General features: G+C 63.3%; 30 protein-coding genes. 11 read left to right on the top strand and 19 right to left on the bottom strand.

Translation table 11 applies throughout. The annotated features are described in order from the left end of the window. Positions 1 to 87: 87 nt before the first annotated feature. A protein-coding gene (locus SR908_RS07195; RefSeq protein ID WP_097021830.1) for an IS5 family transposase occupies positions 88 to 941 on the bottom strand; the annotation gives its coding sequence in 2 pieces (ribosomal slippage) (positions 88 to 587 and positions 587 to 941; 855 coding nt in all). Between the two features lie 123 nt (positions 942 to 1,064). On the opposite strand from SR908_RS07195, the gene SR908_RS07190 reads away from it, so the two are divergent. Further along, positions 1,065 to 1,196, top strand: a complete 132-nt coding sequence (locus SR908_RS07190) for a hypothetical protein (protein WP_261507965.1) — start codon at positions 1,065 to 1,067, stop codon at positions 1,194 to 1,196. Positions 1,197 to 1,212: 16 nt separating this feature from the next. Here SR908_RS07190 and SR908_RS07185 read toward each other — a convergent pair whose 3' ends face one another. From SR908_RS07185 to SR908_RS07150, 8 genes are all read right to left on the bottom strand, one after another. After that, positions 1,213 to 1,899: a DJ-1/PfpI family protein gene (locus SR908_RS07185; RefSeq protein ID WP_246925822.1), complete on the bottom strand. Its 687-nt coding sequence runs from the start codon at positions 1,897 to 1,899 to the stop codon at positions 1,213 to 1,215. A gap of 136 nt (positions 1,900 to 2,035) precedes the next feature. Next, positions 2,036 to 2,668, bottom strand: a complete 633-nt coding sequence (locus tag SR908_RS07180) for a peroxiredoxin (RefSeq protein WP_246925826.1) — start codon at positions 2,666 to 2,668, stop codon at positions 2,036 to 2,038. Positions 2,669 to 2,859: 191 nt separating this feature from the next. Then, the gene (locus SR908_RS07175; RefSeq protein WP_246925829.1) at positions 2,860 to 3,162 is read right to left on the bottom strand and encodes a DsrE family protein; all 303 of its coding nucleotides are present in this window, start codon (positions 3,160 to 3,162) and stop codon (positions 2,860 to 2,862) included. Further along, positions 3,159 to 3,941, bottom strand: coding sequence for an ABC transporter ATP-binding protein (locus SR908_RS07170; RefSeq protein WP_246925832.1), 783 nt, complete (start codon positions 3,939 to 3,941; stop codon positions 3,159 to 3,161). Before SR908_RS07170 ends, SR908_RS07175 begins: the two co-directional genes overlap by 4 nt. Beyond that, the gene (locus tag SR908_RS07165; RefSeq protein ID WP_246925836.1) at positions 3,938 to 4,699 is read right to left on the bottom strand and encodes an ABC transporter permease; all 762 of its coding nucleotides are present in this window, start codon (positions 4,697 to 4,699) and stop codon (positions 3,938 to 3,940) included. Before SR908_RS07165 ends, SR908_RS07170 begins: the two co-directional genes overlap by 4 nt. Then, positions 4,696 to 5,733 carry an ABC transporter substrate-binding protein gene (locus tag SR908_RS07160; protein WP_246925845.1) on the bottom strand — a complete coding sequence of 346 codons (1,038 nt, stop codon included), beginning with the start codon at positions 5,731 to 5,733 and terminating at the stop codon, positions 4,696 to 4,698. The genes SR908_RS07165 and SR908_RS07160 overlap by 4 nt, the downstream gene beginning before the upstream one ends. A 114-nt stretch (positions 5,734 to 5,847) precedes the next feature. Further along, positions 5,848 to 6,378 (bottom strand): C40 family peptidase, encoded by a 531-nt coding sequence (locus SR908_RS07155; protein ID WP_246925849.1) that lies wholly within the window; start codon positions 6,376 to 6,378, stop codon positions 5,848 to 5,850. An 83-nt stretch (positions 6,379 to 6,461) separates the two neighbouring features. Continuing rightward, positions 6,462 to 7,358 (bottom strand): LysR substrate-binding domain-containing protein, encoded by an 897-nt coding sequence (locus SR908_RS07150; RefSeq protein WP_097021672.1) that lies wholly within the window; start codon positions 7,356 to 7,358, stop codon positions 6,462 to 6,464. A 265-nt stretch (positions 7,359 to 7,623) separates the two neighbouring features. Here SR908_RS07150 and SR908_RS07145 point away from each other — a divergent pair, with 265 nt between their 5' ends. Beyond that, complete coding sequence (locus SR908_RS07145) at positions 7,624 to 8,508, top strand: DMT family transporter (protein ID WP_246925852.1); 885 nt, start codon at positions 7,624 to 7,626, stop codon at positions 8,506 to 8,508. A gap of 62 nt (positions 8,509 to 8,570) precedes the next feature. Here the strand turns inward: SR908_RS07145 and SR908_RS07140 are convergent, their stop codons facing one another. After that, a complete protein-coding gene (locus SR908_RS07140; protein WP_246925854.1) occupies positions 8,571 to 9,278 on the bottom strand; it encodes a ZinT family metal-binding protein in 708 nt (235 codons plus the stop codon). Positions 9,279 to 9,431: 153 nt separating this feature from the next. Here SR908_RS07140 and ampC point away from each other — a divergent pair, with 153 nt between their 5' ends. Further along, positions 9,432 to 10,598, top strand: coding sequence for a class C beta-lactamase (gene ampC / locus SR908_RS07135; RefSeq protein ID WP_246925857.1), 1,167 nt, complete (start codon positions 9,432 to 9,434; stop codon positions 10,596 to 10,598). A gap of 49 nt (positions 10,599 to 10,647) precedes the next feature. Here ampC and rhtA read toward each other — a convergent pair whose 3' ends face one another. Then, entirely contained in the window at positions 10,648 to 11,541 is an 894-nt protein-coding gene (gene rhtA, locus SR908_RS07130; RefSeq protein ID WP_246925859.1) for a threonine/homoserine exporter RhtA, read from the bottom strand. Between the two features lie 114 nt (positions 11,542 to 11,655). Here rhtA and SR908_RS07125 point away from each other — a divergent pair, with 114 nt between their 5' ends. Beyond that, positions 11,656 to 12,216 (top strand): helix-turn-helix domain-containing protein, encoded by a 561-nt coding sequence (locus tag SR908_RS07125; RefSeq protein ID WP_246925861.1) that lies wholly within the window; start codon positions 11,656 to 11,658, stop codon positions 12,214 to 12,216. A gap of 36 nt (positions 12,217 to 12,252) precedes the next feature. Here the strand turns inward: SR908_RS07125 and SR908_RS07120 are convergent, their stop codons facing one another. Next, positions 12,253 to 12,729 (bottom strand): carboxymuconolactone decarboxylase family protein, encoded by a 477-nt coding sequence (locus SR908_RS07120; protein ID WP_246925865.1) that lies wholly within the window; start codon positions 12,727 to 12,729, stop codon positions 12,253 to 12,255. A gap of 137 nt (positions 12,730 to 12,866) precedes the next feature. Then, positions 12,867 to 14,273 carry a MocR-like pyridoxine biosynthesis transcription factor PdxR gene (pdxR, locus tag SR908_RS07115; RefSeq protein ID WP_246925868.1) on the bottom strand — a complete coding sequence of 469 codons (1,407 nt, stop codon included), beginning with the start codon at positions 14,271 to 14,273 and terminating at the stop codon, positions 12,867 to 12,869. Between the two features lie 89 nt (positions 14,274 to 14,362). On the opposite strand from pdxR, the gene SR908_RS07110 reads away from it, so the two are divergent. Next, positions 14,363 to 14,815: a GNAT family N-acetyltransferase gene (locus SR908_RS07110; protein WP_246925870.1), complete on the top strand. Its 453-nt coding sequence runs from the start codon at positions 14,363 to 14,365 to the stop codon at positions 14,813 to 14,815. 2 nt (positions 14,816 to 14,817) lie between these two features. Beyond that, the gene (locus SR908_RS07105) at positions 14,818 to 15,405 is read left to right on the top strand and encodes an FMN-dependent NADH-azoreductase (RefSeq protein ID WP_246925912.1); all 588 of its coding nucleotides are present in this window, start codon (positions 14,818 to 14,820) and stop codon (positions 15,403 to 15,405) included. A 98-nt stretch (positions 15,406 to 15,503) separates the two neighbouring features. Here the strand turns inward: SR908_RS07105 and SR908_RS07100 are convergent, their stop codons facing one another. After that, positions 15,504 to 15,854 (bottom strand): DUF427 domain-containing protein, encoded by a 351-nt coding sequence (locus tag SR908_RS07100; protein WP_246925872.1) that lies wholly within the window; start codon positions 15,852 to 15,854, stop codon positions 15,504 to 15,506. Between the two features lie 13 nt (positions 15,855 to 15,867). Then, entirely contained in the window at positions 15,868 to 16,587 is a 720-nt protein-coding gene (locus tag SR908_RS07095) for an aspartate/glutamate racemase family protein (protein ID WP_246925874.1), read from the bottom strand. Between the two features lie 229 nt (positions 16,588 to 16,816). Here SR908_RS07095 and SR908_RS07090 point away from each other — a divergent pair, with 229 nt between their 5' ends. Continuing rightward, on the top strand, positions 16,817 to 17,212 hold the full coding sequence (locus tag SR908_RS07090; RefSeq protein WP_097021680.1) for a DUF2946 domain-containing protein: 396 nt from the start codon (positions 16,817 to 16,819) through the stop codon (positions 17,210 to 17,212). Positions 17,213 to 17,324: 112 nt separating this feature from the next. Next, positions 17,325 to 18,680 carry a PepSY-associated TM helix domain-containing protein gene (locus SR908_RS07085; protein WP_097021681.1) on the top strand — a complete coding sequence of 452 codons (1,356 nt, stop codon included), beginning with the start codon at positions 17,325 to 17,327 and terminating at the stop codon, positions 18,678 to 18,680. A 61-nt stretch (positions 18,681 to 18,741) separates the two neighbouring features. On the opposite strand, the gene nfsA is transcribed toward SR908_RS07085, so the two are convergent. Then, the gene (gene nfsA, locus SR908_RS07080; RefSeq protein ID WP_246925877.1) at positions 18,742 to 19,473 is read right to left on the bottom strand and encodes an oxygen-insensitive NADPH nitroreductase; all 732 of its coding nucleotides are present in this window, start codon (positions 19,471 to 19,473) and stop codon (positions 18,742 to 18,744) included. Positions 19,474 to 19,647: 174 nt separating this feature from the next. Between nfsA and SR908_RS07075 the strand changes: the two genes are divergently transcribed. Then, complete coding sequence (locus SR908_RS07075) at positions 19,648 to 20,970, top strand: MFS transporter (RefSeq protein WP_246925879.1); 1,323 nt, start codon at positions 19,648 to 19,650, stop codon at positions 20,968 to 20,970. A gap of 51 nt (positions 20,971 to 21,021) precedes the next feature. Here the strand turns inward: SR908_RS07075 and SR908_RS07070 are convergent, their stop codons facing one another. Genes SR908_RS07070 through SR908_RS07060 form a run of 3 tightly spaced genes read right to left on the bottom strand, consistent with a single transcriptional unit; the run spans position 21,022 to position 24,269 of the window. Further along, positions 21,022 to 21,966, bottom strand: coding sequence for an efflux RND transporter periplasmic adaptor subunit (locus SR908_RS07070; RefSeq protein WP_097021684.1), 945 nt, complete (start codon positions 21,964 to 21,966; stop codon positions 21,022 to 21,024). A 4-nt stretch (positions 21,967 to 21,970) separates the two neighbouring features. Then, positions 21,971 to 22,198, bottom strand: a complete 228-nt coding sequence (locus tag SR908_RS07065) for a DUF1656 domain-containing protein (protein ID WP_179702991.1) — start codon at positions 22,196 to 22,198, stop codon at positions 21,971 to 21,973. Further along, positions 22,188 to 24,269: an FUSC family protein gene (locus tag SR908_RS07060; RefSeq protein WP_097021686.1), complete on the bottom strand. Its 2,082-nt coding sequence runs from the start codon at positions 24,267 to 24,269 to the stop codon at positions 22,188 to 22,190. Before SR908_RS07060 ends, SR908_RS07065 begins: the two co-directional genes overlap by 11 nt. A gap of 206 nt (positions 24,270 to 24,475) precedes the next feature. Between SR908_RS07060 and gloA the strand changes: the two genes are divergently transcribed. Both gloA and SR908_RS07050 read left to right on the top strand, forming a co-directional pair. Beyond that, positions 24,476 to 25,009 carry a lactoylglutathione lyase gene (gene gloA / locus SR908_RS07055; RefSeq protein ID WP_246925880.1) on the top strand — a complete coding sequence of 178 codons (534 nt, stop codon included), beginning with the start codon at positions 24,476 to 24,478 and terminating at the stop codon, positions 25,007 to 25,009. Positions 25,010 to 25,199: 190 nt separating this feature from the next. After that, the gene (locus SR908_RS07050) at positions 25,200 to 26,855 is read left to right on the top strand and encodes a glucan biosynthesis protein (RefSeq protein WP_281505563.1); all 1,656 of its coding nucleotides are present in this window, start codon (positions 25,200 to 25,202) and stop codon (positions 26,853 to 26,855) included. The last annotated feature ends 42 nt before the right edge of the window (positions 26,856 to 26,897 follow it).

Raw genomic sequence — 26,897 nt, 5'->3', positions numbered from 1 at the left:
TTTTTATAAAAAAGAGGTGTTCAAGCTCAAGTATGCCTGCGGGATGTCGATATTGGGTACAGCCGTCCACCACGGCGTCAACATTCCTTAGGTTTTGTCCGAAAAGTCAGCACGTAGGCAACGGTCTATGCAAGCCAGACATACCATGGCGCTAAAGCTACTGGCGAGCTTGTCGTATCGGGTGGCGATGCGCCGTAGTTCCTTAACCCAGCCGAAGCCACGTTCGATCACGTTTCGCTCCCGGTACTTGGGCTTGTCGAACCCTCGGGGCAGCCCTGGACGCGGCCGCCGCTTCATCTTGCGCTGAGCAATGATCGGCTTCATATGGTAACGGTCACAGTAGTGGCGTAACGCATCGCTATCGTAGCCCTTGTCTGCCACGACGTAGCGACAGCGCTTTCTGGGCCGCCCCACCTTTCCTGGCAAGTGAATCGCTTCCATCGTGGGGATAAAATGCCGAGTGTCAGCATCCTGACCCGGTGATAGCGTGAAAGTCAGCGGCCAACCATGTCGATCACAGACCATGTGGATCTTGGTGGTCAGGCCGCCTCGGCTCCGCCCCAGTGCATGGTCTACGGGTTCTCTCGACCCCCTTTTTTGCCGCCTCCTGAGGCAGCGCGAGTGGCTCGGATCGACGTGGAATCGATCATCCAGGTATCCAGATCCATCAGCCCGTCTTCACGCAGCTTGAGATGGAGCCGATCCAGGACAGCCTCGAAAGTGCCATCGTCGCGCCACTGCCGGAATCGGTCATGGACCGTCTTCCAAGGACCATACCGTTCCGGAAGATCGCGCCATTTGGCGCCAGAGCACAGGATCCAGAAGATCCCGTTTAGCACTTGGCGGTCATCCCTACGTGGGCGGCCTATTGGCTGAGAGGGCGAGACGATATCCTCGATCATCTCCCAGCTTTGATCGGAGAGCTCGTAACGTCCTGCCATGCATCACCTATGCAGTTGCGGCATGGTGCACATTAGCAAACCCGACTTTTCGGACAAAACCTAACATCCCTCTGATTAACTCGTCGTACTCCTCCCCAATGAGACGCCGAGCCGGATACGACGATGCGCATCAAGGCCAGTTTCAAGGTCGCTATCTTGTTATTGTTCATCACCTATCGGGTGGTGTGTCTGGTGCGTGCCTGCCGTGTGAAAGGGCGACGCCGCGCCGCCAAACGGCAATCGCCCGTGGCCTAGGCCTTGGAGAGCGGCATCACGCGGGCAAGTGCGTGGCGATGCGTTCGGCCTGCCGATATCGAGAGGCCTGCATGTCCGCCATGCCGTCGAGGACGCGCGCATGGACTGACGCCGGTGCGGTGTCCGGTCGCCCGGCGTCGAAGGGCGGCTCGGGTGCATATTCCAGTGTCAGCTGCGCCGCCTGGGCGGTCTCGTCACCCAGCAGCTCGGCGATGACCGTCAGCGCCAGGTCGATGCCGGCCGTGACGCCTCCGCCCGTGATGAGGTTGCCGTCCCGTACGATGCGCCCCGCGTCGGGGATGGCGCCGAAGAGTGGCAGCATGTCCTGCCAGGCCCAGTGACAGGCCGCGTGTCTCCCCCGCAGAAGGCCGGCTGCGCCCAGGATCAATGAGCCGGTACAGACCGAGGTCAGATATCGCGCGGTACCGGCGAGCCGCTGAATGGCGTGAAGGAATCGTGCATCCTCCGCGGCATCGAGACATCCAAGCCCGCCCGGCACGCATAGCATGTCGCATGCCGTGATGTCCTCCAGATCGGCCAGGTTGGTGAAGGTCAATCCCTGGGCCTCCACTGGCAGGCCGCCGACGGAGGCGACCACGACCTCGGCCTGAGGCACGCGCGAGAAGAATTGATGAGGTCCCGTGAAGTCCAGCTGCGTGACGCCGGGATAGATCGGTATCACGATATGCGTTTTCGACGTCATGGCGGTATCCGTAGGCAAGGGTTGTCTCATACAGAATAGCGCGCATGAAAAAAATCGCCCGTGGTCCAGAAGGCCACGGGCGATCAAAGGTCATAGCGCCGGACAGCGCCTGACCCAGTAGGTCACGTGTAACAGGTTACTTCTGCAGCTTGACCATGCGCAGGTACGGCTTCTTCTCGTCCCAGCCTTGCGGGAAGAGTTCCTTGGCCTTCTCGTTATCGACCGAGGGCACGATGATGCAGTCGTCGCCTTCGGTCCAGTTGACCGGTGTGGCGACCTTCTGGCTGTCGGTCAGTTGAAGGCTATCCAGCACGCGCAGGATCTCTGAGAAGTTGCGACCGGTGCTGGCCGGGTAGGTCAGTGTCAGGCGCACTTTCTTGCTGGGGTCGATGATGAAGACGCTACGCACCGTCAGGGTGTCGTTGGCGTTGGAGTGAATCATTCCGTACAGCGAGCTGACCTTGCGGTCGGCGTCCGCCAGCAGCGGAAAGTTCAGGCCATGGCCCTGAGTTTCCTTGATGTCGCCTTCCCATGCCTTGTGATCGTCCAGCGGGTCGACGGACAGCCCCATGGCCTTGGCGTTGCGCTTCTCGAATTCAGGCTTCAGGCGCGACACTTCACCCAGCTCGGTGGTGCATACCGGCGTGAAATCCTTGGGATGCGAGAACAGGATGACCCAGTTGTCGCCTGCCCATTCGTGGAAGTTGATCGTGCCGTCGGTGCTATCTTGGGTGAAATCCGGGGCAATATCGCCGAGTTGTAGTGCCATGGCGTCCTCCTTTCACTGATTGGCGAAGCATTGAGCATCGCATCATAGACCAGGGCATGGGAAACAATGGATTTCGCTAAGCAAATGCGTCTTGGGTATTTGCCCATGCGTGGCGCTTCCCGCGCCCCTTCTGTTTATAAATATGGTGACGTGGGGCGGCCAACACAAGGGCATGGGCAGCGTCACGATAATCAAGCGCGGATATAGGCCCAGCCCTGTGCCTGCAGCTCGGTGAGCGTGACCACTGCGGCCTCGACTTCCTCGAGGCCGCCGGGGTTCTCCAACGACTGGGCCGTGAGGGTATTGCGGCAAAGCCGCAGCCAGGCATCGGTGGTCGGGTCGGGGGTGTCCAGGGCGGCGGCCACGGCGCCGCCATTGGCCACGATCAGCACCTCGGTGTCGGGTCGTGCCCGGGTCAGGTTGAGTGCATTGCGCCGGGCGCGGGCGAGGCCATCGGCGGTGGGGGCATGCAATACGACACGCAAGGCACTCATGACATCGTCTCCTCGGGGGTGGCGGCAACACCGATATGCTGCTCCAGGCGCTGTATGTGTTCGCGAAAGCCACTCTGCTCGCGGCGTCGGGCGAGCGGCAGATCGATGGCGACGATCTCACGCACCGTGGCCGGCGCAGCTTTGTCGGGTTTGGCCAGTACCACGACGCGGTCGGCGAGGAGGACGGCCTCCTCGATGTCATGAGTGACGAAGACGATCGCCGCGTCGCTGCGCTGGCGCAGCTCGGTGAGTTCGCTCTGCAGGCGCTGGCGGGTCAGGGCGTCGAGTGCGGAGAACGGCTCGTCCATGAACAACACTCGAGGCCGCACCGCCAGTGCGCGGGCAATGCCCACGCGCTGCTGCTGACCGCCGGACAGGGTATGTGGCCAGCGTTCGGCGAGTTCCTCGAGCCCGACTAGTGACAGCGGTTCCATGGCACGGGTACGGCGCTCGTCGCGGGATAGTCCCAACCCTTCCAGGCCCAGCTCGACATTGGCGCGCACGCGGCGCCAGGGAAATAATCGCGGCGCCTGGAAGACCATCGAACAGTCGCGGCTGGCCGACGCCTCGGCGGTGGAGAGGTGGACGTCGCCACGCTGCGGAGCCAGCAAGCCGGCGAAGGCGCGCAGCAGGGTGGATTTGCCCACGCCCGAAGCGCCGACAATGGCCACGAATTCGCGCGGGGCCACTTCGAGGTCGATGTCGTCGAGCACGACGTCGTCGGCAAAGCCCAGACGTACGTCGCGTGCCGTCAGGACGGGCGCGGACGCGTCATTCATTGCTGCCACCGTAGAACCCTCCGCTGAATGCGCATGAACAGGAAGTCGAACAGGGCGTAGAGCGCGGCGATGGTCAGCATGTAGACCACCACCACATCGGTGGCGAGCAGGCCCGAGGCTTCCATCATGCGCTGGCCGATGCCGGGGATGCCGAACAGTTCGGCGGCGACCACCGTCATCCAGCCTTGGCCCAGGCCGGCACGCAGTCCCCCGAGGATGCCCGGCGCCGCCGCCGGCAGACTGATCTTGGCCAGCCGCGCGCTGAAGCCGCCCTGGCCGAAGGCCCGGGCGACTTCGTAATAGCCGTCGTCGATGGCGCGCACCGCGCTGTAGCTGGTGAAGTAATTGATCCAGAACACGCCGATGCTGATGATGAAAGCAGCGGCGGTTTCGGTCACGCCGAACCAGATGATCGCGAAGGGAATCCAGGCCAGCGGTGGAATCGGCCGCAGCAAGCGTGCCAGCCAGCTGTGGGCGGCATCGAACCGGGGCAGCAGCGCCGCGGCCATGCCGACCGCGATGCCCAGCACCGAGCCGATTACCAGGCCGATGCTGTAATGGGAGAGGCTCGACAACACGACGTCGAGCCAGATGCCGTCCAGCACTTCCGCCCACAGGACGCCGGGAATCTGCGAGGGCAACGGCACCAGGTTGCTCGGCAGCCAGCCCACGCGCAGGGCCGCCTCCCAGAGCGCCACCAGGGCGGCGAGGCTGACGGCACTGATCAGGGTGCGTCGATGGCGTACGGGACGCGTCATGGCGCTGCGTTCTCCGTCGAGGACATCACGGCGTCATAGACCGACGTATCGAAGAGCGCATCGACGTCCACGGGCTTCTTCAGCGTGCCGATGCGACGCTGGAAATCGGCCATGGTACGCGTGGCGTCGATGATCATGTGCGGGTCGGCCAGGTAGTTGGACGACGGCGAGGACAAGGCGGCGGTGACCGTTTCCTCGTCGATGAGCCGCTTGCCGATGAACTCGCGCACGTACGGCGCGGCCTGCGCGGGATCGTTCTCGAGCATCTCGGTGGCGCGGACGTGCTGCGCGACCAGAGCCTGGATCGCCTCGGGATGCTCCTCGAGCACGGCCTCGCGCACTGCCAGCACCGCGCCGGGCTGGTGGGGCAGCATGTCGCTGCCGCGTGCCACGACCCGAGCGTCGGGATCGCGTTGCTGCACGACGCTGAGGATCGGCTCGAGGGTCGAGGCGGCGTCCACCGCACCGGCCAGCAGCGATTGCTGAACCCTCGAGGCCCCCATGGTGACGATATCCACTGCGTCTGCGTCGACCCCGACCTGCTCTTCCAGCCAGTAGCGCAGCACGGTGTAGGGCACCGAGCCATTGGGGAAGGTGGCGATCTTGGGCTTGCGGCCCTGCGTCTCGGTGAACTGGGCGATGGCCGCCGCCGGGTCATTGCCCTCGAAGGCGGTGGCGAACTCGCCGCGGGCAATCAGCCCGATCTGCTCCTGGATGCTGGCGGCGAGCACCTTGATCGGTACGCCGTTGGCTCGGGCGACCATGGCCGGCCCAATGCCGAAGTTCATCACGTCGAGCTTGCCGGATGCCAGCGCCTGCACCATGGCCGGACCGCTGGAGAAGCGCGTCAACTCGAGATCCAACCCCGCCTCGTCGGTCCAGCCGGCGCCCTCCATGACGAACAATTGCGCGACCGGCAGAATGGGCATGTAGCCGACCTCGAGGGTGGTCGTTTCGTCGTTCTGGGCCAGGGCCGTACCTGGCAGCAGGGCGCTCAGCGCGAGCGCGCCGATCCAGTGAAGCAGTCGTCGCATGGCGAGTCTCCGGCGTAAGCGATAGGTTCGCCACTATAGCGACTCGCCGATAATAACGAAAAAGCCCCGAATAACGATTTGGTTATAAATATATGCGTGCTATCCGCGTAACGCTCAGGGGGCCGGGCCGGCGGCGCCCAGGTAATGCTGGCGCCAGTAGCGAATGTTCAGCGAGGAGACCGTGACCTCGCGGCCGCTACCGGGCGCATGAATCATCCGCCGGTCGCCCAGGTAAATCCCTACATGAGTGGCGCGACTCCCGCTGCCGAAGAACAGCAGATCCCCTGGTCGCGCCTGCTCGCGATGATCGAGCGTCTGGTACTGCTGATTGGAAGTGCGTGGTACATCGATCCCAGCCGCATGGTATGCAACTTGCACTAGCCCGGAACAATCCACCCCAGTCTCCAGCGAATTGCCGCCCCATTTATAAGGTGTGCCCAGCGCCTGCTTGGCGTTGGAAATGATCAGTGCCCGCTCGATGGAGAGGCCCTCCGCCGTGGTCGGGCCGGGATCGTGCGTCTCGATGCGTTGGCTCGACGAACACCCGGCCAGAACGAGCAGGCATAAAAGCAGCGTCAAAGTCGCTTGTAAGCGCGGCGCAGCCACTGCCGCGGAAGATGAATGGGTGACAGGATCACTCTCCATGCGAGCTCCTACAGTCGGAATCCGATGAGCGACAAGAATGCCAGCAGTGTAGCCAAAGATGCTACGGGGGTGAGAGCGCCAGCTCATACTGGCGCCGCTTTGTTAAGGTCGACCGTTGATCGGGCCTGAATATGGGCTTGCAGGCTCAACGCGAGCTGACGCGTCGCCTCCTTGGGGCGACCGGGACTGCGGTGCAGGGCGAGTTCGGTCATGGGCAGTTCGGGTAAACCTTCGGCGCTGTCGATGATGCGCAGCTCCGAGCTCAGCATGGATGGCGTCAGCACCGTGATGGCAAGCCCCGCACGTACCGCCGCCGTGAGCCCGGATAAGCTGGCACTCGTATACGCGATCCGCCAGGGGAGTCCCACCGCGTCGAGGGCTGACAAAGCACGCTCCCGGAAGATGCAGACGCCATCCTTGGAGACTGCCAGCGGTAGCGGCGTGCGGCGTTGGGTGTCGTGTCCGGGGGCGCCGGCCCACACCGTGGGTTCTCGGCACAGCACTTCCCCGCCGGGGCTTTTGGGCTGACGCGTGGTGATCGCCAAGTCCAGGCTGCCCGCGCGGACGCTTTGCACCAGGTCCACGCTGAGCCCGCAGTCCACTTGCAATTCGACCCCCGGGTACTGGGCCTCGAATTCGGATAGCGCCTCGGGCAAATAGATCACGTAATCGTCGGGAATCCCCAGGCGCACCACGCCATCCAACCGCTGATCGCTGACATCCTGCCAGGCGAGCGAGTTTTGGCGCAGCATCTGTCGTGCGTGCGAGAGCAGACGCTCCCCCGCTGGCGTGGGAATGGGCGTTTTGCGCCCATGTTGCAACAAGGGCTGCCCAAAGGTGGTTTCCAGGCGCTTCATGTGCGCGCTGACCGTCGACTGCGCCAGATACAAGGTATCCGCCGCTGCGGTAAATCCCCCCTTATCCACCACCGTGACAAAGGTATTGAGCACCACGAGATCCAAGGGACGAAAGTTAGCCATTCAGCACCATCACGAATCATGATCGAAATATCGAAAGTCTTCGTTTCCATGATAATTCATGCTGCCCCAGACTGCCCGCGACACATACCAACGGAAGCGCTGAATAAATCGACGAACAGGATGAAGTGCAAGGCGCACGGCGTACAGAAGACGAGACATAACAGGGGTTAGGCGAGTCTTCGAGCACCGCGCAACGCAGCGATTCGTCTGTGCAGGCATTTATACAGTGTTTCCCGCGTCGATCCGGTATAAACAGGAGCGGGCCATGGCCAGCACACGTACATCCGCCGGGCTACTAGCAGGGCTCTTGACCATTACGCTCTGGGCCAGTCTTCCGGTATTGCGCAATTTGATCAGTCTGCCGCCGATGTTGACGGCGGCCGTCGCCATGGGCGCGGCGGCCCTGATGGCGCGATGCGTCGGACAGCGTGGCGGCTCGTCGGCAGGGGCGAAATCGTATCGCGACTGGACATTCTGGCTGATGGGCGTCGGCGGTCTCACGGGCGCGCTGTACTTCTACTTCGCGGCCCTGGGGAAGGGCGACCCGGCCAAGATCACACTGGTGACCTATCTTTGGCCACTGGGCTTCATGCTCGTCGCGGACTTGCTCGCCGGACGTGGGTTTCAAGCACGCACCCTGCTCGGCGCGGCCGTGGCCTTTTCGGGTCTGATACCGCTGGTTCTATCGAACGGCCAGGGCGAACCGACGTCGGTGCTCGGCTATGCACAAGGGGTTGCCTCCGGTATCTCCTGGATCATGTTTTCCCTCTATCTGCAGGGGCGCACCACGATGTCGTGGGTCGATTACAAACACTTGTTCGCCGGTGCCGCCATTGCGTCCTGGGGGCTACATAGTCTCTTCGAAGCCGCTCCCTCACAGACGACGGCCATGGACTGGGGCGTGGCAGCACTCATCGGTGTCGGGCCCTATGGATTGGCGTTTGTGACATGGGGCTATGCCCTGCTCAGGAGCTCCTCCACGTTGCTGGGCGTGTTGACGTATTTCGTGCCCATTATATCTTCCTTGTTCCTGATTTTGGTGGGGCGCGCTGCGTTCAGTATGCCGCTGATCATCGCCTTCGTAGGCGTGCTGGGAAGCGCCGCCATTACGCAGATGAAAAGCCAACGCCCAGGGGCGGCGAGCGCTTGAGACAAACCGCCCCGGTCAGGGCGGCTGTTGACGTGTGTGCCGAGCGCCATGCGCGCACGTGGTCAATGCGCCATCATTTCACGTGCGATGGCGTCGCCGTTCAGGTCGGAAGGATAATACGTCGGCCAGTTCGTGACCTCGTCCAGCAGGGCAGCGCGATCGTCACCCCAGTAAAGGTGATAGTGGTCGGCATCGGTGGGGTAGATGGCGTGGTCGCTGAATTGAATGTAGCGAGGCGCATCGGCGTTGCCGCCGTCGCGCTCGAAGATATAGCGCACGCCGCGGTTGCCTGCCTCGTAGGTCAGGATTTCATGGCCGTCGTAGGAGTACTCCCCCGTGCGCTTGTCGCCATCTTCGTAGAACGAGACTTGATCACCCTCGATCACGATACGGTCGATATCAGTGCGATAACCGGTCGTGTAGTACTGCTTGTAGTCGGCAGCCGTCTTGTCATCGCCTTGCGCGGCCTTGTGCGCAAAGACGTTATCCAGCGTGCCGTCCTGCAGATAGGGATAGACCGACTGCCAGTCGCCCTCCCAGTCCGACAAGGTGCGATCCTCGACCTGATCATCATCGAAGTAACCGGCGTAGATATCGCTGTCGTGATGATCGTGGGAGTGATTGTGCTCATGCTTATGCCCATGATCGTGGCTGTGATCGTGCTCATGTGCATGGTGGTCGTGGTCATCCTGCTGCGCGACGGCCGGTGGCACGCTCGCCAGCGATAGCAGGCCGAGCGCGAGAGCGGCATGAGTGGATAGGTGACGCATCGTGATCTCCTTGTGTGAATCAGCGTTAGTACAGTGAAAAGTGTTTAATGCGTTATAACATAACTTTTGCGGAGGCCAGTTCCAGTGGTCGTTTTTTTGCCGCATGATACCGATTCAGGAATTTGGCTCATCGATAGGGGAGCAGGAAGCGCAATGAAAGGGTGGCTGCTGGGGGTATCGCTGACGTTACTGGGTGGGTGGAATGTGGCACTGGCGCAGGATGACGCGCCGGACAGGCAAGCTCGCGAGGTGCTCGATCCCATCATCGCGTCGTTGATGGAGACGCAGCAGATCCCCGGCATGGCGGTCGCCCTCGTCGGGCCGAAGGGCACGACGGTCGCCCATTACGGCGACGCCAACCGCGAGACCGGCACGCCGGTCGACGACGACACCCTGTTCGAGATCGGCTCGCTCAGCAAGACATTGACCGCGACCCTGGCCTCGTTGGCCGCCGTCGAGGGCGAGCTCGACCTCGAGGCGCCCGTGAGCCGTTACCTGCCTGAGCTCGAAGGCAGCGCCTTCGACAGGATCGATGGGCTCAACCTCGGTACACACACTGGCGGCGGGCTGCCGTTGTTCGTGCCCGACGAAGTGACCGACCGTGCATCGCTGATAGCCTGGTATCGAGACTGGCAGCCAAGCGAGCCCATCGGCGAGAGCCGTACCTATTCCAATCTGGGGATCGGCCTGCTGGGGCTGGAGACGGCGGCGAGCCTGGATGGCGAATTCGTGCCGACGATGCGCACCAAGGTGCTGGCGCCGCTCGGCATGCGGGACACCTTGTACGACGTTCCCGGGGCGCGAATGGCGCATTACGCCATGGGCGAGGACACGGAGGGCCAGCCGACCCGTGTCTCGCCCGGCGTGCTCGACGACGAAGCCTACGGAATCAAAACCACGGCCGCCGATCTAGCCGGACTGGTGCGGGCCAACCTGCATCTCGCGGATGTCGACGCCGAGCTTCAGCAGGCCATCGATGCGACCCGCCAGGGCCATTACCGGATCGGCGATATGACCCAGGCTCTGATCTGGGAACAGTATCCACTCCCCGTCGCGCTCGACACGCTTCTCGCCGGCAACGGTTACGACATGATCCTCGAACCCAACGCGGCCGAGGCGATCGTACCACCGCAGGCGCCACGCGATGATGTCTGGGTCAACAAGACCGGCTCCACCAATGGCTTCGGCGGCTACATCGTGATGCTCCCCGGCGAGCATACGGGGCTGGTGATGCTGGCCAACAAGAACTACCCCAACGGCGCTCGTGTCGAGGCGGCTTACCGGATCCTGTCCGGTCTCGAGGTCCTCGATACGCCGTAGGGCATGAGGGGCCGCTGGGCCTTGAAGCGACGCCCAGCGATCGGGTCTCTCAGTCCGGCGCCGGGGTCTCGAAGGTGTCGCGCCGGCGCACCGTCAGCGTGGTGCCGATCGAGGCGACGATGATCAGGCCGATGGCCAGCCACTGCAGGCCGCTCAGGAGCTGGCTCAGGAACAGCAGGCCGGAGAGCGCGCCGATCGCCGGTTCCAGGCTCATCAGGGTGCCGAAGGTCTGGGTCGGCAGGCGCGGCAGCGCCACCATTTCGAGCGTGTAGGGCAGGGCGGTGGAAAGCACGGCGACGGCGAGTGCCAGTGGGAGGACCTCCGGCGCGAAAATCGCCGTGCCGACGTCGATCAGGCCGACGGGGGCGATTACCACCGCCGCGATGGTGATGCCCAGCGTGGCGCTCTGGGCGCCGTTGACCGAGCCCGCCTTTTGCCCGAACAGGATATACAGCGCCCAGCAGACGCCGGCCCCCAGCGCACAGGCCGCGCCGTAAGGGTCGACCGCGCCGTTGCTCTCATCGCCCAGCAGCAGCAGACACGCCAGGCCGAGCACGGCGAATGCCACCCACAGCATGTCCAGCCAACGCCGCGAGGAGAGCACCGCCACGGCGAGCGGCCCGGTGAACTCCAGCGCCACCGCGATCCCCAGCGGTACCGTCTGCAGCGCCTGGTAGAACAGCAGGTTCATGACGCCCAAGGCGACGCCGTAGATCACGGTCGACTTCCAGGCGCGGCGGCTGAACCGCTGGCGCCAGGGCCGCATCACGACCAGCAGTATCAGCGCGGCGAGGATTAGGCGAATCGAGGTCGTGCCGGTGGCGCCGATGACCGGGAACAGGGTCTTGGCGATGGACGCCCCGGTCTGGATCGAGCACATCGCCACGATCAACATGGCCACCGGCCAGACCCTGGCCACGAATTCGCGCACGGCGACTGACATGACACCTCCTTTGTTCTGCGGCATGCTGCCCTTCTGACGGCGCCAGTCGCTTCCCGCTGACATGGTCGGACGCTGGCATTCGAGAGAACCGCGATTGTACGGATGGGCAATATAGTGCACAAGTCTAGCGAGCGCCCCGATGTCCTGGTGCACGTCGCCGCCAACGTGAGGCGTCTGCGACAGGGGGCGTCGCTGAGCCAGCAGGCACTGGCCGAGCGGGCCGGCGTGAGCCGGCGCATGCTGGTCAATATCGAAAAGGGCGACGTCAATGTTAGCCTGAGCACGCTGGATCGACTCGCCGAGGCGCTGGGGGTGCTGTTCTACGCCCTGGTTCAGCCGCCGGACAGCGAGGACTCGGCGCGCATCGATGAAGTCGCCTGGGTGGGGCGTTTCCCCGACAGTCACGCCCGGCTGCTGGCGAGCAAGCCGGCGCGACAGGAAGTCGAGCTGTGGTCCTGGTCGATGGAGCCGGGAGACACTTACGAGTCCGTCGCCGACGGCACCGGCTGGCACGAGATGCTGGTGGTGATCGAGGGCACGCTGACCCTGGAACTCGCGGACCGCGAGGTGACGATCGAGGCCGGTGACTTTCACGTCTACCCCAGCGACCAATCCCACCGTTACCGCAACGACGGGCCGGGTCGGCTGCGTTTCATCCGCAACGTGGTGCACTGACCTTGGTCCGCGCTCCGTGGTAGCGGTAAGACTCGACTACAGTCCCGCCTTGTCCAGACCGAATGCCTTGTCGGCAGAGCCGGGGATTGCCTGGAAGGCGATACTGAGACGGTTCCAGCCGTTGATGGCGACGATCAGGAATGTCAGGTCCGAGAGCTCCGCTTCGGAGAAGTGGCTGCGGGCATGGTCGTAGGTGCCATCATCGACGCCGTGCTCGGGCAGCCGAGTCAACGTTTCCGTCCAGGCCAGCGCGGCACGTTCGCGAGGGGTGAATAGCGCCGATTCTCGCCAGATAGCGACATGGTGAAGTCGCAGCTCGCGTTCGCCGTCGATCTTCGCCTCCTTGACGTGCATGTCGACGCAGAATGCGCAGCCGTTGAGCTGGGAGGCTCGCAGCGTCACCAGGTGCTTGATCTCCTTGATCACGTCGCTCTGCGACAGCGCCATGTTGAAATCGATGTACTTCTGCGCGGCCTTGGGAGAGGTCTGGTAGTAATTCACTCGGGCTTTCATGTCGTTCACCTGTCTGGGCAGTGGTCGTGGGGAAGATGCGAACTGAACACTGGGACAGAATGAAATGCAGGAGCGAGGTCGCACAGAGCCAAGAACGGTGATGATTTCTAGGCCATGGCAGGACGACCCGCGCCGCTTCACGTCATGAGCGTGGCCAGCCGAGCGGCCAGAGCGTCGGCGTGGGCGGCATCGGTGACGTTGGTGAAGCTCAGCAGTAACCCGGACCGTCGTGCCGGTGTCAGGGTCCACTGGGATAGTGCGTGCCCACCCAGACCCGCACTGGCGGCCCGGCTCGCGACCGCCACGTCATCGATATCGTCGGGCAGGCGGGCCAGAAGGTGCATCCCGCCGGCTTGCAGGTCGATACGGATGCGGTCGCCCAGATGATACTCCAGCGCCTGGCGAAGGTTTTCACGGCGGACTTGGTAGAGCGCCCGCATCCGCTTGAGGTGGCGGGCGAAATGGCCTTCTTCGATGAAATCCGTGACCACCGCCTGACTCAGCGTCGGGCAGCCATGGCCCAGTCGCTGCATGGCGTGCTGAAAGATCTCGACCCGAGAGAGTGGCACCACCAGGTAGGCCAGTTTGATGGCGGGAAACAGAACCTTGCTGAAAGTGCCGGCATAAAGCACGCGGTCATCGTGATCGAGACTCTTCAGTGCCGGTACGGGATGGCCGTGATAGCGATATTCGCTATCGTAGTCGTCCTCGATGATCCAGGCGTTTTCACGACTTGCCCACGCCAATAGGGCCTGGCGCCGGGCCAGCGTCATCGTCACGCCGGTGGGACTCTGGTGAGTGGGCGTGACGACGGCGAAGCGGGCGCTGGTGGCGCGGGACGCTCCCTCTTCGACGTTCAATCCTTCGGCGTCGACGCTTACCGGCGTCAGGTGCATTCCCTCGTTCAGCAGTCGTTCACGCGCCATCAGATAGCCCGGCTCCTCGAACCACCCACTGTCGCCGGGTTTCAGCAGTGCCCGGCAGATCAGGCCAAGCGTGTCTCGATAGCTGTCGGTGATGAGGATCTGTTCGGGCTGGCAGGCGATGCCGCGCGACACGCCAAGATAGGTCACCAGGGCGCGCTTCAGAGCCGGGTGGCCCGTCGGCGGCGGGTAGTTGAGTTCGGCGCCGGTCTGGGCTCTCAGTCGGCGATGGGTCAGGCGTGTCCACAACTTGTTGGGGAAGGCGTCCAGCGCCGGAAGCCCCAATTGGAACGGTAGCGGAGGTGCGAGACCAGGCTTTGGTTCTTGCCCGGTCGCCGTCTCCGATGTCGCCGCCGGTTTCGTGGACTCGGGCAAGTGTGGCGAGACGATGGTGCCCGCCGGGCCTCGCGTCAGAAAATAGCCTTCGCTGACGAGCAACTGATAAGCCAGCTCGACCGTACCTCGTGACAGATTCAGTTCACTGGCAAGACTGCGTACAGAGGGAACGCGTTTGCCGGGTGGGAGGCGCCCGTCCGTCATCGCTTCGCGGAAGCGCTGATACAGCTGCCGGTAGACTGGTACGTTCTGCGTGCGGTCGGGCCGAAGGTGCGTATTGGACATGTCGATGTCCTAGAAGATCGAAGATGTCTTGGCGCTGCCAAGTGGATCGCCCCGATTCTAACCTGAGTCCTCTTTTAGGAGGATATCCGATGACGACCGTTCGATTATTGCCGGTGACCACGGAGCATGAGTGTCTGCGCTGCTTCGATGTCATGCACGAACTTCGTCCGCACCTTGCGGCGCCGCAGGCTTTCGTTAGTCAGGTCATGCGGCAGATGGCCATGGAGTATCGGCTGTTGGCCGCGTGGCAGGAAGATAGGGTCGTCGGACTGGTGGGCTATCGTCTGACCGAAAACTTGCTGTATGGCCGCTTCGTCTATGTCGACGATCTCGTTGTCAGCGAAGAAGGCCGACGCCATGGATTGGGTGCGCGGCTGATAGCAGCGGTGCGCGAGGAGGCGAGACAAATGAGATGTCGTCATCTGGTGCTGGATACCGGGCTGGGCATGGCGCTGGCACAGCGCTTCTATTTCCGGCAAGGGCTGCTTTCCCGGGGTATGCACTTTGTGGAAGCCTTGAACACCGAGGAGACGGGGTCGTGACGATGCGAACACTGCTCGTGACCGCCAGCCCGCACTGCGACGAGGCCTTGGGGAACCGCCTGGCGCGGAAGATTGCGGCGCGAAAGGGAGGCGACCTGCTGGTACGGGATCTCGCCGCCGAGCCGCTGGCGCCGTTGACGATGGACTATGCCCGGGCGCTGACGCTGCGCGATCCCTTGCCTCGCTCGAGCGCGACGCTGGCGTTGTCCGAGCGCCTGATCGAAGAGCTCGAATTCACCGACCGGCTGATCATCGCCACCCCCATGCATAATTTCGGTATGCCCGCGGCGCTGAAGCTCTGGGTCGATTACGTGCAGCGCATTCATCGAACCTTCGCTCCGACTCTGCAGGGTAAGGTGGGCCTGCTGGCGGACCGACCGACGCTGGTCATCGTCAGCTCCGGCGGCTTTCACCGCGCCGGAGAGTCGAAGCAGCCCAATTTCCTCACCCCGCATCTCGAAGCCGTGCTGAGTACGCTAGGCATTCGAGCGCCGGAATTCGTGTATCTGGAAGGGCTGGTCAGCCGACGCGCCACTCCCGAGGCGATGATCGCAGAGGCGACCGCTGCGTTAGGCAACGTCTGGTACTAGTGTAAGCAGATTATATCGAAATGGCCCAAGAGATCGCTAAGCCTTGCAGGGCCACAGCGACCAGTTCCACCGTTACCACAACGAGGGCACGTGTCCGCTTACTCCGCGTCTACATGCACCGTCAGTATCGTGTCATCGAACGCCAGCCGGCCGGTAATCGTGTCCATGTCCGCCAGCGGGTTGGCGTATTGCCAGGCGATGTCGGGATGCTCGTCAGTGCTGTAGTAGGTGGCGTCGCCCTTGAAGGGGCAGTGCGTCACGGTGGCCGAGCGGATGAGATACGCCATGTGCACGTCGCTTTCGGGCAGGTATTGGCGTGGGGGATACCCGCGCTCGCGCAGTCCGACGGCGCGCGTGCTGTCGGCGAGCAGTGTGTCGCCGTCCCATACCCGAACGCGACGCGTGTGGGAGTGCAGGCTGATGCGGTCTTGCGTGGTGTCTGCTGACATGGCGCCTCCCAGGCTATTGAGTGTCTTCCGACAAGAGGGATCCAGAGAGTGCGCGTTGCACGGCGGCCTCAGCATGCAATGCCGTGGTGTCGTAGAGCGGCACCTGGGTGTCGGTTGCCTTGATCAGCATGGCGATTTCGGTGCAGCCGAGAATCACTGCCTGCGCGCCCCTGGCATGTAGCGCGTCGATCACGGCGAGAAACGCCTCCCGCGAGGCGGGCTCGATGCGCCCGAGGCAAAGCTCCTCGAAAATCACTCGGTGTACCTGATCGCGCTGGGTGTCATCGGGCACGACCACGTCGATACCGTAACGCGCGCTCAGGCGCTGCTTGTAGAAATCCTGCTCCATGGTGAAGCGTGTGCCCAGCAGCCCGACCCGCGTGATGCCGTCGGCGGCCATGCGCTCGGCCGTGGCGTCGGCAATGTGCAGCAGCGGGATGTCGATGGCCGCTTCCACTTGCGGCGCCACCTTGTGCATGGTGTTCGTGGCGATCAGCAGAAAATCCGCTCCGGCGTGCTCGACCTGACGCGCGGCGGTGGCCAGCGCCTCTCCGGCCGCGTCCCAGCGCCCTTCGCGCTGCAGAGCCTCGATCTCGGCGAAGTCCACGCTGACCATCGCCACCTTCGCCGAGTGCAAGCCGCCCAGCGCCTGCTTCACGCCCTCGTTCAGCGCCCGGTAGTAGCTTTCGGTGGATTCCCAGCTCATACCGCCGAGCAAACCGATAGTCCGCATGATGACGCACCTCCTTGCATGAATATGTGAATGATCCGCCGCCGCGGTCGGTCGATCCGCGAGACGGATTGTCGCACCTCGTTCCACAGCATAGCGCTGCAGGTCGCCTCTGGCCTGGGTCGCACATGGGGGCATCGCGCGTAGCCACGCGCACTCGCGATCATACGGCTGTGTTCGGGAAAGGGCTGCGCTAGTATGGCGCGCGTCTGACGGTCCCACGGTCGAGTCCATGTCCTTTTCCCCGCGTACACCCATGCATCGTTTCACCGCCTGGCTGAGCCTGCTCGCCATGCTGCTGGTGGTGTGCGGCCCGGTGATCGGACAGGCCAGTGCGTCCCTGCGGCATGGTGCGATGCCCGCACACGGGATGATGCACGCCGAGGTTGGGCATGCCAGCCACTCGCGAGGCGATCCCGTCACAACGATCGGCCTGCACGATCAGTGTCCCTATTGCTCCTTGTTCGGCCATTTCCCGGTCATCGAAGGGGCTTCCACTGCCTCGCTCTCGGACAACGCCACCGTCGTCGCGCCGCGCGTGCCGAGGGTGCTGGCGTCCCAAGCCGTGACGACCACCTTCCCCAATGCGCTGACCCGTGCCCCGCCGTTCACGTGCCATCACGCATAAGCGGTGTCGATCCCGGTCCGGATGTGTCTGCCTGGCGTATCGGTAGGCCGAGATCGGCCAATGATGGTACGCAGCTACCCCAAGGTGGCTGAAAGCACCCTGCGAGGGCTCTATGTCTCGTTCTTCGTCTCGTTCTTCACGTGACGCCAGCGACCTCTATCGGGCGGTCTGGCGCTGGCATTTCTACGCGGGTCTCATCGCGATTCCTTTCCTGATCTCGCTGGCGGTGACCGGCGGGCTCTATCTCTTCAAGGATGAGATCGACCAGTGGCTCAACGCGGACATCGTGCGCGTCGAGGCGCAATCCTCACCGACGGTATCGCCGCAGCAACAGATGGATGCCGCTGTGGCGGCGCATCCCGGCGAGGCGTTCCGTTACGTGCCGCCGGCCGCCGCTAATCTCGCGGCAGAGGTCGACATCACTACCGACGGTGGTAAGCAAGCCGTCTACGTTGACCCTTACACTGGCGAGGTCACCGGCACGATCCCTTATCGTGGCAGCGTGATGTGGATCGTACGAAGTATCCACAGCCTCACCTACTTCGGCGAGACAGCGAGCCTGATCATCGAGATCGTCGGCGGCTGGTCGATCCTGCTCGTGCTGACTGGGGTCTATCTGTGGTGGCCGCGCGGTCGACGCGGTGGCGTGGTGACGGTGCGCGCGACCCCGACGAAGCGGATGTTCTGGCGTGATCTGCACGCCGTCACCGGGATCTTCGTCGGGGGCTTCATTCTCTTTCTGGCGATTACTGGCATGCCGTGGACCACGGTGTGGGGCAGCAAGGTCAACGAACTCGCCAACGGCCACAACTTCGGCTATCCGGATGGGGTGCGCGTCAACGTGCCGGTCTCCGATGAACGCTTGGCGGAGCGGGAAATGACCACCTGGTCGCTGGAGCAGGCGCAGCTGCCGGAGTCGACTCCTGGACGCGAGGGCGCGACGGGCATCGGCCTGGACGGTGCGGTAAAGGCGTTCGACGACCTCGGACTCGCATCCGGCTATGCCGTCAGCCTGCCGAGCGACCCCACCGGCGTCTATACCGGCTCGATCTACCCTGACGACCTTTCTCGGCAGCGCGTCGTGCATCTGGATCAGTACAGCGGCGAGCCACTGCTGGACATGAACTACGCCGACTACGGCCCGCTAGGCAAGTCGCTGGAGTGGGGCATCAACGTGCACATGGGGCAGCAATACGGGCTCGCCAATCAGTTGATTCTGGCGTTGGCCTGCGCAGGGATTGTGCTGCTGTGCGTTTCGTCAGGCGTGATGTGGTGGAAGCGCCGGCCGAGCGGCAAACTGGGGATTCCCCCCGAACCCAAGGATCCCCGTCGCTTGCGCGGCGTGCTGGCGTTACTCGCCATCGGCGGCGTTATCTTCCCGTTAGTGGGAGCCTCGATGATCGTCATGGCGGTGGTGGATGCGCTGGTACGTCGTCGCAGCGCCAGGCGCGCGGCAACGGCCGCCTAGCCAAGCGGCCGTGGGCAGCAGAACATGCCCGCCCGCGTTAGACGAGGGCGGGCACGCTGGCTCACTTCATTTCGAAGCCGCGCGAGACGAGGAAGTCACGCATGTGGGGGCGCACCTTGTGCTCGAACAACGGCGTGAGGTTTTGCGACCAGGTGGTGTCTTTTTGCGTGTTGCTGCGCGCTTGGTAGTACTCGCGCATGGAAGCGTCGAAGGCTTCGACATGGGCCTGGTCGTCGCAGTAGTAGTCTTCCTTGAGGATGGCCTCGACCGGGAGGCGCGGCTTGACCTCCGAGGTCTGATCCGGATAGCCGAGGCACAGTCCGAAGACTGGATAGACGTGCTCGGGCAGGTGCAGCAGATCGCTCACGGCTTGCGGGTTGTTGCGAATACCGCCGATATAGCAGATACCCAACCCTTCGGATTCGGCGGCCACGACGACGTTCTGCGCCATGAGCGCGGCGTCCACGCTGGCGACCAGCAATTGCTCGGTCATGCCGCGGGTGGCGTCGGCGCCGGCGCGTTCGGCGGCCTCGGCGGGGCGCTTCATGTCGGCGCAGAACACCAGGAAATCGGAACAGGTGGCGATGTAGTCTTGCCCGCCCGCCAGTTCGGCGATGGTCTCGCGATTGGCCGGGTCCTTCACGTGGATGACGCTATAGGCCTGCACATGGCTGGATGTCGCGGCGCTTTGCCCGGCCTGGATGAGCTCCCGCAGCAACTCCGGGGTGATCTTGCGATCGGTGAAGCGGCGGATCGAGCGGTGTGCGTTGAGTAGTTCGATGACGGGATTCATGCAACCTCACGTTGGGTGATTTAATTAGCTTACTAAGCAGTATACCGCATTGGTCGTCGCGTCTCATCCGGGGCATGCCCCGTCGAGCCTGGTGGCGCGTCCCATCGTAGCCCTCGTCGGGGTCGAGTATTATCCTAAAGCGCACGCGATTGTTTCACCGACCGGGAGCCTGCGATGAAGGCCGCCACCAATCGTCCCACCACGTTGTCCGCCGCCTGGAGTCTATGGACGCTGCTGCTCGGCGTGGGGCTTCTAATGATGGGCAATGGCCTGCAGGGCTCGCTACTCGGGGTGCGGGCCTCGGCGGCGGATTTCGGCAACATGGTGACGGGGCTGGTGATGTCGTCCTACTTCGTGGGCTTTTTGCTGGGCTCGGTGCTGACACCCCGCAAGCTGCGCGAGGTCGGTCATGTGCGGGTCTTCGCGGCGCTGGCATCGATTACCTCGGTGGCGATTCTGATTCACGCCCTGTTCGTCGAGCCCATGGTCTGGGCGGCCATGCGCTTCGTCACCGGTTTCACCTATGCCGGACTCTACGTGGTCGCCGAGAGCTGGCTGAACGGTTATGCCTCCAACCGGCTGCGCGGGCGCTTGCTGGCGATCTACATGGTGATCAGCTATCTCGGCATGGGTGGCGGGCAACTGCTGCTGGGCAGTGCCGATCCGTCGGGCATGGCGCTGTTCCTGCTGGTGTCGATCCTGGTCTCGCTCGCCCTGGTGCCGATCTTGATCAGCTACACGCCGCAGCCCGAACTCAGCCAGCCCGAGGCGATGAGCCTGCGTGCGCTGTATCGGCTCTCGCCGCTGGGCACGGTGGGCTGCTTCATGACCGGTATCACCAATGGCGCCGTCTTCGGCATGGGCGCTGTGTTTGCCACCAACAGCGGCTTGAGCGTCGCCCAGGTGTCGGTCTTCATGAGCGTTTTCATCTTCGGCGGCGCGCTTTTGCAGTGGCCGCTGGGCAAGTTATCCGACAAGGTCGACCGGCAGTGGGTGATCGTCGGTGTCGCCCTGGTCGCGGTGGTGCTGTCGCTGGCCGGCGCGCTCGTCAGCGGCTGGTCGCCGATGGCATTGACGCTGCTCGGGGCGTTGCTGGGCGCGACGACGCTCACGCTCTACTCGATCTTTCTGGCCTGCGCCAATGACTTCCTGACCGACCAGCAGACCGTGGCGGCCAGTGCGAGTCTCGTCCTGGCGTTGGGCATCGGCGCCATTCTCGGGCCGGCCAGCGCCGGGGTGCTGATGGAATGGCTGGGGCCGGATGGCTTCCTGTGGGACCTGGCCGTCATGCACATCGTCATGGTGCTGTTCGGGCTTTATTGCATTCGCCACTATCCCACCAGCGAATCGCCCGAGCAGGGCCACTACGTGATGGTGGCCTCGGACACCACGCCGCTGGGTACGGCCTGGACGGAAGAAGCCGCGCAGGAAGAAGGGCAACTGGAACTGGCGTTGGAGCTGGAGCTGGAGGAAGAGAGCAATGAAGGGTCGACCTGAGCGTGCCTAGCCCCGCTTGTGCCATAAGGTCACAACCGGGGCGATGCGGCATCAAATACTGACCAGCGATTCCCACCAGCGGGTGAGGGTGCGTTGCCAACCGGGGGTGTCGTTGGCGTCCTCGCGGGTCTCGTTGAGGTAGACGGTGGCGGTGAGCCCGGCGGAGAGTTTGACGTCGTCGGGCAGGTGGTCGAACTCGATGCGTACGGGAATGCGCTGCGAGAGTCGCACCCAGTCGAACGAGGCATTCACTGCGGCGAGCCCGCTATTCTGGTTACTCAGGCTGTTGTCGGAGATGCCACGTGCGTAGCTGTCGACGTGCCCCCAGATGGGGGTGTCATTAGACATCAGTTTTACCCGGGCCGGGGCGCCGATGTGTACGTCGTCGAGCTTGGTTTCCTCGAAATAGCCCAGTGCATAGAAGCTGTTGGCGTCGACCAGCGTCAGCGCATCCTCGCCTGCCGAGACGTATTGCCCCGGACGTAGCAGCAGGTTGGTGACATAGCCATCTACCGGCGCCCGGACGGTAGCGCGCTTGAGGTCCAACTGCGCTTGCTCGACCTCGACCTTGGCCTGCTCGACTTCGGCCTGGGCGGTTGCCAGGGAGAAGCGCGCATCGTCCTTGTTCTCTTGAGACACATAGTCCTTGAGCTTCTGGCGGCGGGCATTGGCCGCGCGGGCCTCGTCGCGCTGCTGCTGTAGGCGGTTCAGGTTGGCGCGCGCGTTGTCCAGCGCCAACTGATAGCGCTGGCGATCGATGGTGAACAATACCTCGCCAGCCTCGACGTAGTCGTTGTCCTCGGCTTGCAAGTTCTCGACCAGGCCGGTGACATCGGTGCCCAGGTTGACTACATCGGCCCGGATGCGGCCATCGCGTGTCCAGGGATCATGCATGTAGTGCTGCCAGATCTGCGCGATGGCGACGACGGCCAGGGCGAGGATCACGAGAGTCAGCAGCGGTCGCATGATCTTGCGAACGCTTGCGGGTAGGGTCATAACCTCATCCTTCCTTTGGAGGCGCGATCGGCAGGGCGCCGGCGAGGGCGAGCACCGACCACAACAACAGTGCGTAAAGTCCGATATCCAGCAGCACGGGCTGCCAGAACCAGTGATAGAGCCCCAGGCGCACGAACACCCGCCTCAGCAGGAGGTACAGCCCAAGGGCGATGAGTACGGGTAACGCCAGCGGCGGTACCAAAAAACCCAGCAATGACCACTCAGCCAGCATGAGGTGCCTCCTCTCGATGTGTGTCGGTGGGGGGCGTGCTGGTGTCTTTTTGCGCTTCCAGACCCGCGCCGGGGGCAGTGCGCATGAGATGACCGAGCATGGCCATCTCGCCGACGGTGGCGACGGGAATCTTCGGCTCATGGTAGAGCGTATCCACCCATGCCCGCGCCTGATCGGAAAGCTGCTCCCACACCGCCGGCGCATGGTGCTGGTGAGCCGTGAGGCGGGCGCCGATGTCGTCCAGCCAATCCTCGATATCCGCGCGGTGCGGGCCGAGCGCCTCGCGTAGGCGGCGAATACGCCACACGCACAAGGCGAGGGCATGCAGGTCGACGGCTTCGCGCACGTTGTCGTCGCTACCGCCGAGGGCGACGATGCGCCCCAGGCGATCGTACAAGCGGCTTTCCAGGCGCGCGCGATTGGGCAGCGAGGTCTCGCGCATCAGGCGTGCCAATCCTTGCCAATAGGCGCCCATCAGCGTGCGAATGCGCTCGGCAGGGGAACGCTGGCGCATCAGCGAATAGGTGAGCATCGCCGTAGTAGTGCCGATGATCGAGGCCACCCCGCCGTTGATGTAGGTCGCGGGCGAGAAGGTGTAAGTGCTGTGCAGATTCAAAAGCGTCATTAGCGTGACAGCCCCGGAGAGCCCCATGGCCGCCCAGCGGGGGCGCGTCGTGAGCAGCGTGCCGATCATCACCGGGATGCCGATGGCGATGGCCAGCAGCGGAAAGCCACTAATGATTGGGAAGATCAGAAACAGCAGTATGCCGCCCAGCGTGACGGCGGCGAGCGTGCCCCACAGGAACTGGTAGACCACCGCGGCGGGGTTGGGCGCCTTGGCGAACAGCATGGTGAAAACGCCCAGCAGCATCATCGCCAGATAGCCGGATTGCCAGCCGCTATGAATCCAGAACTGGCCCAGCAGTTCGAAGGCGACGAACACGCGCAGGGCGTTGTAGCGAGCCACGAAGTGCTCGTTGTGGGTGGCTCGCGAGCGCCGCCGCCGGGGCAGGGAGTGCACGCGCGAGGAGGCCGGTTTTTCCAGGGCATGGCGCAGTTGGCGACCGTGTTGCAGCAAGCCCAGGACCTCGCCCAGGCGCTGGCGCACCAGTTCCGCACGGACACGGCTGCGCGGCGCGACGGCGTGGGTATCCCAGGCGAAGGGCGTCAGCGTGGGTCGGCCCTCGGGGGCGGCCTCGTGATGCTCGGTCACGGCGCGCAGCCAGGCCACGCTGTCTTCACGTAAATGTGCCAGCCAGCGGTCGCCATCGTCGCACTCGCGCAGGTAATCCAAGGCGACTTCCAGTTCGCGAATGGCGGTAATCAGCGCCAGGCTGTCGCTGGCGAAGCGGTCCAGCGCGGGGATGAAGTGGCTCAGGCGGCGGGTTTCGAGGCGCGTCAGCCCGCGCGATTTTTCGAACCGCTGATGGCGGCTCAACAACGCCTTCAAGTGTTGGGCGCGTGTCTCGTGTGGGCGCTGCGCGTCGAGGGCCGCCAGGGTGTCGTCGGCGGCGTCGCTCAACAAGGTCGACAACGCCCCGGGCAGGTCACGGCTGCCGAAACGTGGCGCGATCAGCACGTGCATGAGCAAGCCGCAGCCGATACCCAGGGCGGTTTCCGTGAAGCGCGCCTGAGCGATGGTCCAGATGTCATCGACCCCGGTGCCAAGGGCGGTCAGCGATACCAGCGTGGCGGTATAGCCACTGAGCATCATCACGTAGCCCCAATACTCGTCTTGTTCGAGCATCACCCAATACATGCAGAACGCCAGCCAGGCCCCAGCGAACAGCAGGTACAGCATCGGCTGCTGACCGAACAGCGCGATCAGCACCAGGCCGGCCACGGCCCCGAACAAGGTGCCGAAGAAGCGCGCGATGCTGCGCCCGATGATGATGCCGATCGGCGGAGTGCCACCGGTAAACATGACCGGCTGCAGGGTCACGATCATCACCGCGAGTATGGCCCACGCGGGTTGATAGAGATCCAGGCGTAGCGACAGAAACAGCGCCAGCCAGACGGCCAACACCGTGCGTAACGCCAATAGCCAATGGTCGGTGGAAATGCGCAACATAACGTCATCCGGCCCCGACCGCGTGGCCGAGGCAATCAGGGAAAAAGCGAGATAAATATTAGGCTGCGAATTATCACAGCCCGTGCGACATTTGTCTAATGGTGCAGGCCCTCGCTCGCCAACGGCCCCCTGGAAATTTCATCGAGTGCCCTCATCTTCCCTCCCAACGAAACACTGACTCATATTTCCGCGATCAGGAGGACGCCATGAGTTTTCAGGGCGAACAGTACCCCGGCGTGCAAACGCCGTCGGCCGAAACCCAAGGGTTTCGCTTCAACCACACCATGCTGCGCATGAAGGACCCCGAGCGTTCGCTGGCGTTCTACTCGCGAGTCTTCGGAATGCGTGTGCTGCGTAAGCTCGACTTTCCGGAAATGCAGTTCTCGCTGTACTTTCTGGCCAACGTGGACGACAACGACGCCGTGCCGAAAGACACCGCCGAGCGCAACGCCTATACCTTCGCGCAGAAGGGCATCCTCGAGCTGACCCACAACTGGGGCACCGAGGACCAGGAAGGCTTTGCCTACCATGACGGCAATGCCGAGCCACAGGGCTTCGGGCATATCTGCTTTTCGGTGCCGGACCTGTCCGCCGCGGTGGCGTGGTTCGACGCCAACCAGGTCGAATTCAAGAAGCGCCCCGACGAAGGCAAGATGAAGGACGTGGCCTTCGTCAAAGACCCCGACGGCTACTGGATCGAGGTCGTCCAGCCGGAGCTCTCCAAGGAACTTGGCCAGTAACGCCACGACGCGCGACCAGCGTCGAACGCCCGGTGCCGCATGGCACCGGGTTTTTTATGCGTATTCGTCAGGGTGGCGCGGTTACGTTGAAAGTACGCAAGCGTGGCATGATGCGGGAACCGTTTGCCTCGGGTAACGTCTGATAAAGGTGTTTGGCAAGGAACTCCCACCTTCTTGGTAGAGACGCTCTATGATGGATCGACGCACCTTACTCAAGCGCTCGCTGGCCTTGGCGGCCTTTTATGGACTGCCCGCCGCGCCGCTACTGGCGGCGACGCGCGACATGCCCGAGATCGCCGATGGCGAGCCAAGCGAATTCAGCTTCGAATGGTTGCAGCGCCTGGCCAAGGAAATGGCCAATTCCAGCTATCAAAATAACGTACGTGAGTTGCCCTCGACGCTGGCGAATATGACCCCGCAGGATTACAACGCCATCGGTTACGATCCGGGGCATTCGCTGTGGCACGGTCTCGATGGCGAGCTCGACGTGCAGTTCTTCCACGTGGGCATGGGGTTCAATCAACCCGTGCGCATGTACGCCCTCGATCCGGATTCTCACCAGGCTCGCGAGATCCACTTCGACCCCGAGATCTTTCGCTACGACGATGCGGATGTCGACGTAGCCCAGCTCGAGGGCGAGGACACATTGGGCTTTGCCGGCTTCCGTGTCTTCAAGGCGCCCTCGCTGACCGAGCGCGACATCGTCTCTTTTCTCGGCGCCAGTTACTTCCGCGCGGTGGACGACACCTACCAATACGGCATCTCGGCACGCGGCCTGGCGGTCAATACCTTTGCCGAGTCGGAGGACGAGGAGTTCCCCACCTATACGCGTTTCTGGCTGGAGACGCCCGAACCGGACAGCACCACCTTTACCGCCTATGCCCTGCTCGACTCGCCCAAGGTGGCCGGTGCCTATCGCTTCGTCATCCACTGCGAGGCTGAGCGCGTGGTCATGGAGATCGACAAGCACCTCTATCCGCGTGAGGCTATCGAACAGCTGGGAATCGCACCGATGACCAGCATGTTCAGTTGCGGCACGCACCAGCGGCGCATGTGCGACACCATTCATCCGCAGATTCACGACTCCGACCGTTTGACGATGTGGCGCGGCAACGGTGAATGGGTCTGCCGGCCGCTCAACAATCCGCCGAAACTGCAGTACAACTCATTCGCCGACGATGCACCCAAGGGCTTTGGATTGTTGCAGACGGAGCGTGATTTCGACGCTTATGAAGACGTGATCGGCAATTACCATGAGCGTCCCAGCCTCTGGGTCGAGCCGCGCAATGACTGGGGCAAGGGCGAGATTCAGATGATGGAGATTCCCACCACTGGCGAAACCATGGACAACGTGGTGGCGTTCTGGAAGCCCAGCAAAGCCGTCGAGCCGGGCGATTCCCTGAACTTCACATATCGTCTTTACTGGAGTGCGCAAGCGCCGGTGACCACGGATCTTGCGCGTATCCGTGCGACCCGCAGCGGCATGGGGGACTTCACCGAAGGCTGGGCGCCCGGCGAGCACTATCCTGAGGAGTGGGCGCGGCGCTTCGCGGTGGATTACGTGGGCGGCGACATCCTGCGTATTGCCAAGAACGGCCCCCCGATCATGGCGCAGCTGGACGTGTCGCGCGGCAAGACGAGCGACATTCAGATCTTTCAGGTCGAAGAGTTCGAGGGCATTCGCGTGATTTTCGATTGGTATCCCACGGAGGATTCGGTCGATCCCATCGATATGAGAATGGTCCTGGAAGGCGACGGCGATGCGCTGAGTGAAACCTGGCTTTACCAGTACTTTCCTCCGCCTCCGGAGCAGCGCGAGCACCCGCCGCATCCGCTCGATGCCTGAGCGTTCGAGGCCGCCGAGAGGGGTGATCGTCTAGAAATCGCA

The sequence above is a fragment of the Chromohalobacter canadensis genome, from assembly GCF_034479555.1.
In the GTDB taxonomy this organism is placed as follows: domain Bacteria; phylum Pseudomonadota; class Gammaproteobacteria; order Pseudomonadales; family Halomonadaceae; genus Chromohalobacter; species Chromohalobacter canadensis.
The sequence above is the reverse complement of the archived record's forward strand: the minus strand, read 5'-3'. Positions and strand labels throughout refer to the sequence as shown.